Source organism: Arthrobacter sp. B0316-1-20, from assembly GCF_059091865.1.
Genome location: NZ_JBNHHC010000105.1, coordinates 1 through 6,728, shown reverse-complemented (window position 1 = coordinate 6,728; position 6,728 = coordinate 1). Strand labels below are relative to the sequence as shown.

Sequence of the window (6,728 nt, the reverse complement as noted above, 5' to 3'; positions counted from 1 at the left end):
ACACTACGCCAACTACTTGCCATATGGAAAGTAGTTTCCCCATGTTTTTCTGAACTGCTCCGGAGCGGCTCGGATCACGGACAGTTCCTGAAGGGAATACGCCGCAGGACGGCTTCGGTGTGGTGAGCTGCCCGAATCGGCTCTTCTTTGGCGGGGCAAACGTGCTGACCGGATTGCATCTGATGCGATTATCGGCCGGTGCGGAGCTGCCGGTTCCGTTCCGGGGGAAGAATGGTGCCATGGGCTGAAGGCCGTGGCGGATCTGTTCTGGCAGTCAGTGGTTACCGGCAGGTGACGCAGGGGTTTACCCCCGGTACATTTCCGTGCCTGCGTTTCAGGAGGCAACGGGGCAGTGTGGGTGGGGCCGTCGTACGGGGTGTGGCCAGCGGCCGGCCGCCCGTCGAGGGTGCGCCAGGAGCTGGCCGCCCCACCTGCCGGGTACGAGTGAATCGAATCCCGTCCGGCTCAGCTCGCCGGAATCATCGGGCTTTCCTTCTCCTGATACGCGCGAGCTTTGCGCCCCCTGATGAGGAGCCAGAAGATGAGGGTTACTTCACCCACGAAAGCGAATCCGGAGAAGCCGAGGGAGTCCTCCGGGGCTAGTATCGAGACGAATCCGTCAACGAGGTATCCGAGACCCGCCACTGCAAGCAGCACGCCGAAGATTTTCGCCATGAAGCCGGACCGGTAGGCCAGGTACCCGATCAGCAGCAGGTGGAATGCGAAGAGGATGAGGCTGACCTTCCAGCCGCTGGTGAACGCATTGACCGCGATCAGGACCTGATTTCCCTGGTCACCGAGTGCGGGCACTTCCAGGAGTCCGCAGATCATGGCCAGGAAGACGGCCGAATATGCGACCCTGAACCAGGCGGCTACCATCGACACGCTTCGGTTTACGGAGGCGAACACTTCGAACAACGCTCCGGCGGCGATGACGTCAAGCACGACCACGGCGGCCAGGCAGGCAACGCCGAGGCGGAACTGCCCTTCGGCGCCGGCAATGGCAGCAGCGGCCTGCGCAGGGTCAGCCAGTGAGAGGAGCGGCGCCAGAAGTGCGAAGTTGCCGACGCCGGCGAGTATGGCCATTAGCAGGAGCGCGAAACCAGCAGTCAGGCAGGGTAAGCGCAGCGGTTTGGTGGCTGGGCTGAGAGTTGGAGGGGTTGCGTTGGGCACCGATTGCGGCATGGTTTTCTTCTTTCGGAGGGGCGTGTGCGGCAGGGCCAGGTTCCGCTAAGGAAGTGGACTCAGACTGTGAGCGCGACTTTTCCGCGTGCCTTCCCGGCCTCCAGATAGCGGATGGCATCTGCCGCATCGGCGAGAGGGAAGGTCCGGTCGAGTGCCGGCGTCACTTTGCCCGCTTCGATGAGTTCGGTGAGCTGGTCGAGGTCGGATGAGCGGACCAGGCCGAGGAACATGGTCAGCCGCTGACGGACGAACAGCGACAAGGCCAGGGCCCCCAGCTGCCGGCCGATGCCTCCGGTGATCTTGCCTGCACCTTCCCCGCCGGTGATGACTGCGGTCCCCTCCTTTGTGAGGGCGCGGCGCAGACGGGCGATGGAGGGATTGCCGGCAATGTCCAGGATAAGGTCCCAGCGGCGGGTGCCTTCGGCGAAGTCTTCACGGGTGTAGTCGATGACGTGCTCGGCGCCGAGGGACCGGACGAAGTCCAGCTTCCCGGAGCTGCAGACGCCGGTGACCTCGGCCCCGAAGGCCTTGGCCAGCTGGACCGCGAAGCTGCCGACGCCCCCTGACGCGCCGGTGACCAGCACGCTTTGCCCCTGCCGGATCCGCCCGGCGTCGCGCAGACCCTGCAGCGCGGTGACCGCGGACACCGGCACGGCCGCGGCCTGCTCGAAGGACAGGGCGGCAGGCTTGGCGGCGAGCTTGTCCTCCGGGGCCGCAGCGTATTCAGCGAACGACCCGCTGCCGCTTCCGTACACCTCATCGCCCACGCAGAACCGCGTCACTGCGGAACCAACTGCGACAACGGTTCCGGCCAGGTCCAGTCCAAGCACCTGGTTCCTGGGTTTCCGGATGCCGAAGGCCAGACGGCCCAGGTAGGGCGTGCCGGTCATCATGTGCCAGACACCGCGGTCCACCCCGGCTGCCCGCACTTGGACGAGCACCTCCCAGGCTTTGATCGCGGGTATGGCAGCGCGGCCCGGGCGCAGGACGTCGGCTGAACCGTATATGTCCTGGCCGATGGCGCGCATTGTGCCCTCCCGGGGTGCCACGTCGGAGTCATGCTGCTCCAGGGATCGTCTTTCCTGTGTCATCGCTACTTGTCCTCTCAAGACGGTCAGGCCGTTTTTAGTACGCTGTACGAGGAGAGTATCGTACGATGTACTAACACGCTAGAGGCAGGAGTACGAATGCCCAGGGAACATGATGCGAACGTGCAGGAGCGCAGCCGGCTGAGCCGGGACAAGGTACTGCAGGCGGCCCTCGCCCTCGCCGACCGGCACGGCATCAGCGCGTTGTCGATCCGCTCGCTCGCCCAGGACATGGGCACCAAGCCGATGACGCTCTACTACTACGTGGCCAACAAGGAAGAGATCCTGGACGGCCTCGTGGATCTCGTCTTCACCGAGATCGAACCGCCACGGCCCGGGGCCGACTGGAAAGCGGAGATGCGCCGCCGGGCCCACTCCGCGCGGGAAGTGCTGCGCCGGCATCCCTGGGCGGTCGGACTGCTCGAATCCAGAAAGGCGCCAGGGCCGGCAACGCTCAAGCACCACGAAGCCACGCTGGCGACCCTGCGCGCCGGCGGATTTTCGGTGCAGCAGACAGCCCACGCCTATTCGCTGCTTGACAGCTACATCTACGGGTTCGCGCTGCAGGAAGCCGGTCTGCCGCTGGCAGGCCAGGAATCCGTCGCCGAGGCTGCCCGACCGATCATGGAGCACTTCGCTACCGGCGAGTACCCGCACATGGTCGAAATCGCGACCGAGGTTGCCCTGCAGCCCGGCTACGACTACGGCAACGAATTCGCCTACGGACTGGACCTGATCCTCGACGCACTGGAGGGTACACGCGGCTAAGCCCGAGCGTGCGATGGCAGCTGTCACCACCCGGGACCGGGCATCAGGCATGGGGTTCTTACCGGACCCCTTAGGCCGTGGCACGGCGCTGGCCGGAGAGAGCAAGGGTGAATTGGGCCCCGAAAGTTGGACTGGCTAAGCAAGTGCCTGGGCTGCGCGGGACTGAGCACGGTATTGCACCGGGCTCAGTCCTTCAGGCTTTGTCGAGATTCTTTCGGTGTTGTGCCAGTGGATGTATTCCTTTTGGTTGCGCTGCCGGTACCCCGGTGCTGAGGAACCGGACATGGTGAGATGCCTCGAAGGGTGGCAATCTCGTCGGTCAGGCCGGTGAGATTCCCGTTGATGGACCAGCCCATGATCCGCCAGCCGCGCCCAGCCAGCCGGAACGCCGGGGATCCGACTGATCCCGACCCCAGGCGAAGAACCAGCCAGAACATCAGGCAGGGTCACGAATCCGCACGCGAGGGACCCAGAGATACAGGAGCCGGAGAACCGGCAGAAATCGCTCCCCACCCGGGCTTACGTATGCGCCGTTATCGGCTGACTGCGGATAACGCACTTCTGCCAGCCAGGACCAGAGGGTCGGTGAGTGCCTGCGCAGCGTCGGCCAGGTCTTCGGCGACCTGAGGGGCTGAGGGGGGAGGCGGGCTGCAGTCATGGCGCATCGGCGGCGGCCGGGACAAATAAAGGCCCTTCGACTCTCACTCTTGGGGGGGCAGGGAGAGGCGAAGGGCGCTTCAAGAAGTATGGCATGCACCGCTTACCGCAATTGGAGGTGAATTGATACATCGTATGTAACGGTGCGGTTACATCGTGGCCCGGCTGTTTCACCGGCCGGTGCAATTAGCTCCGACATCACGTAGCGTCCGCACATGCGGCCGGTTCGGCCCGCGAGCCTGCGGTGCCGCGAAGGCCTGGCGGGCGGCTTGAACGGCGAGGCCGCCGGATCGGCTGCTTGATCGCGGAGGCCTGGCCGACGGCTGGAGCAGTTCCCCCAAACGGTTCCTGCCTGGTTCTTCGGCGGGTCCCCCAACCCGGTTCGTCGACGGATACGGAGGGCGGACGAAACCGCGATTCGCCCGTAGGTGTACGGCTTCGCGGAGTGGGCAGGCACGCCGCCGCGGCTGCCCGCAAGTGACGCCCGCGTGTTGCACCCGGTCTGGCTGCCGACGTCGTACTATCCGTTCTGCGGCAGTGCGGGTTTGCCCGTCGGCCGTGCAAAGTACGCCCAGGGGAAGGACGTCTCGCCGATCCGCTGCCAGCCGTCCGCTTCGGCGCTGCGCAGGTTTCCCGTGGTCGCTATCACGCGCCTGTGCTCCCACTGTTCTGCGGACAGTTCCAGGGTGTGTGACTGCACGCCGAAGCCGATGGAGTGCCAGCCGTGCCGGCCCTCCCGGTTGAGCGCGTCCATTTCGGTGAAAACGGTCACGGGCCACAGCCGCTTGGTTGCGGCCTCGTCCCCGGTGCCCTGCGCTTCGCCGCGGCCGAACCGCTGCTGGGCGGCCTGCCTGCTGATCCCCAGGCGGCGGCCGATCTGATCCCAGCTGTGTCCCGCGTTCCGGGCGGACACCACGGTCGACTGCAGCAGCGTGCGTGTTTGTTCGTGCGCCTGGGCCGCCGCTGCAATCAGCTCCAGATAGGCGTCCGGGTCCTCGGTCAGGCGGTCCGATGTCCCGGCGGTCGCGGTTGCGAAGGCATCGGCAATCTGCGCCGCGAGGTCCCCGCCGGGAGCTGTCACTGCTTCTGCCCGCCTCGCTGCAGATGGATTGCCATGCTGACTGCAGCGGCGCCGGCGAGCATCAGCAAAGCTCCGGCAACCAGCGGCAGCCACTGCGGACCGTTTGCGGACTGGGTGGAGACGTAGGACAGCAGCATGCCCGACAGGGCCAGGATGACGCCGGTCAAGGACATAATTCCGATACGTGCAGCGTTTGGATTCATGTGTCAATCAAATCTTGACACCTGTGGCGATGTCAAGTCTTCCTTGACGCCGCCTCCGCAAGCCGGCGAGGCTGTGGTGATCCGCACGAGGGCTCCCGCCGAAAGGTCGGAAACGGTTCACCTTATGTTTTCCAAATACCCCCCCGGCGAGTAATTAAAGTCGTTAGATTTATCTCTCGTGAGCGAATCGAACCAAAGAATGGCCACCAGCCTGATGTTATGGGCGCAGAACCGGCCCGTCGATGACCATCAGACAAAAATTGCCGTGCTGGAGTCGGCTGACCTCCTCGAGCCGCTGAGAAACAGCGGTTTCATGCAGGGAGTATCGGTTGCTTTTTACCCTGAAGGCCAGATAGTGCCGGAAGAATTGGGGAGTGAAGTTTCCTTGTTCACCTTTCAGGGCGACTTCAAAGAGCCGGACAGCGATGTCCGGTTTGGCCCGGATTTTTATCTTCAGCAGCAAACCTACGCACTGGCCGAGTTTGTTCCGGTAGCCGGTCCAACCGTACTTTGGATTACCGGTGATGCCGACCGGACCGCCTTTTTTCGAGACGCAGACCATTCGTTTCAAACGGGCGGTTTCCGCGATCATCTCATCCATCCCCAGGCCGTGCTGGGGGATCCCGCAGCCACTGTTGGCCCGCAAGGCGACAAAGCACTGCACTCCATCTATGTTTCCGCTGACCGGCACGTCAGCACCTCCCCGTTCGGACTGCCGCTCGGGTATCTGGCCGACGGTCCGGAAGCGTGGGCAAGCAGGTTCAGCACTCATGAGGCACACGAAGCCTCGGCCAGGCCATGGCTGCCGCGTTATCTGCACGTAGTGGAGGCGCTTCGCTTCGCCTCCGCCAGGGGGATGGCGGCCATGCGGGTGGCAGGGTTTGGAGGGCATCTGGTCCCGGGCCTGAGCTCCATGCGGTCCGATGAGGGACAGCTTGCCCCCGACCGGCCGGTTCTTCTGTACAGCGCCATGGGCGCTCACCTCCATGATCCGCGGAGCTCCCGAACCTACCGGCTGGGCACGGACGCGGCACGCGTTGTGGACATCATGCTGGCCATTCCGAGGGTCACCGGCGAAGCGGCCGGCGACTTGCTGGGCTGCGGCGTGAGTGCGGCGGAACAGGCTATCAACCGCATTCGGGAGCAGTTTTCAGCCCAGGGTGTGCATTTCGACATTGAATCGACGGTGACGAGGTAATCCATGCTGACGGCATCAGTTTCCGGAACCGCCGCCTCCATTATCGAGCAGCTGGACGGCCCTGCGGAGTTCCATGACATTTATGATCCTCTGGGCGCGGGACTGTACGAGGCAGTCGCGCTCCAGGATGCACATGAATTGCGGGAAATTATCAGCATTGCACGCAAATCCTCGGGGCCTGTCCTGGAATTGGCCTGCGGTACCGGGCGCTTCACGTTTCCGCTCCTTGCGATGGGCAAGGAGGTGACGGCCGTGGACATTTCGGAATCAATGCTGGCTCACCTGACACGCCGGCTGGAGAGCGAATACCCGCATCTGGCTGAGCGGCTGACACTCATTCATGGTGATATTTCGACCATAAGATGCCCGGGCCTGTTCAATACGGCAATTCTTGGCTGCGTTTCAATTTCACTCCTGAATGAAGCCCAGCGGAACCGGTTCTTCAGGAATATCCGCTCTGCTCTGACCGCTTCGGGCCGGCTTTACCTCTCGACCACCGTGACGGACGGTGACCCGGAGCTCGCCCGTGCGGGTACCCCGATCGATTC

7 protein-coding genes and 1 pseudogene are annotated in these 6,728 nt (G+C 63.9%); 3 read left to right on the top strand and 5 right to left on the bottom strand.

Annotated elements, in window-relative coordinates; genetic code table 11:
• Positions 1 to 465 precede the first annotated feature (465 nt).
• Positions 466 to 1,185 carry a DUF4386 domain-containing protein gene (locus AC5RW2_RS39505; protein WP_494032492.1) on the bottom strand — a complete coding sequence of 240 codons (720 nt, stop codon included), beginning with the start codon at positions 1,183 to 1,185 and terminating at the stop codon, positions 466 to 468.
• A gap of 59 nt (positions 1,186 to 1,244) precedes the next feature.
• A complete protein-coding gene (locus tag AC5RW2_RS39500; protein WP_494032491.1) occupies positions 1,245 to 2,276 on the bottom strand; it encodes an NAD(P)-dependent alcohol dehydrogenase in 1,032 nt (343 codons plus the stop codon).
• A gap of 96 nt (positions 2,277 to 2,372) precedes the next feature.
• On the opposite strand from AC5RW2_RS39500, the gene AC5RW2_RS39495 reads away from it, so the two are divergent.
• Positions 2,373 to 3,041, top strand: coding sequence for a TetR/AcrR family transcriptional regulator (locus AC5RW2_RS39495; RefSeq protein WP_494032490.1), 669 nt, complete (start codon positions 2,373 to 2,375; stop codon positions 3,039 to 3,041).
• A 135-nt stretch (positions 3,042 to 3,176) separates the two neighbouring features.
• Here the strand turns inward: AC5RW2_RS39495 and AC5RW2_RS39490 are convergent.
• The 3 genes and pseudogenes from AC5RW2_RS39490 to AC5RW2_RS39480 form a co-directional block, all read right to left on the bottom strand.
• Positions 3,177 to 3,281: pseudogene (locus AC5RW2_RS39490) on the bottom strand (IS3 family transposase); the annotation flags it as partial.
• Between the two features lie 937 nt (positions 3,282 to 4,218).
• Entirely contained in the window at positions 4,219 to 4,779 is a 561-nt protein-coding gene (locus AC5RW2_RS39485; RefSeq protein WP_494032489.1) for a hypothetical protein, read from the bottom strand.
• Entirely contained in the window at positions 4,776 to 4,982 is a 207-nt protein-coding gene (locus AC5RW2_RS39480) for a hypothetical protein (protein WP_494032488.1), read from the bottom strand. Before AC5RW2_RS39480 ends, AC5RW2_RS39485 begins: the two co-directional genes overlap by 4 nt.
• A 178-nt stretch (positions 4,983 to 5,160) precedes the next feature.
• Here AC5RW2_RS39480 and mpaB point away from each other — a divergent pair, with 178 nt between their 5' ends.
• Together mpaB and mpaM are read left to right on the top strand one after the other, a co-directional pair.
• Entirely contained in the window at positions 5,161 to 6,180 is a 1,020-nt protein-coding gene (gene mpaB / locus AC5RW2_RS39475; RefSeq protein WP_494032487.1) for a daptide biosynthesis RiPP recognition protein, read from the top strand.
• Positions 6,181 to 6,183: 3 nt separating this feature from the next.
• Positions 6,184 to 6,728, top strand: a 545-nt coding sequence (gene mpaM, locus AC5RW2_RS39470; RefSeq protein WP_494075208.1) for a daptide-type RiPP biosynthesis methyltransferase, incomplete at its 3' end; no start/stop codon positions are given.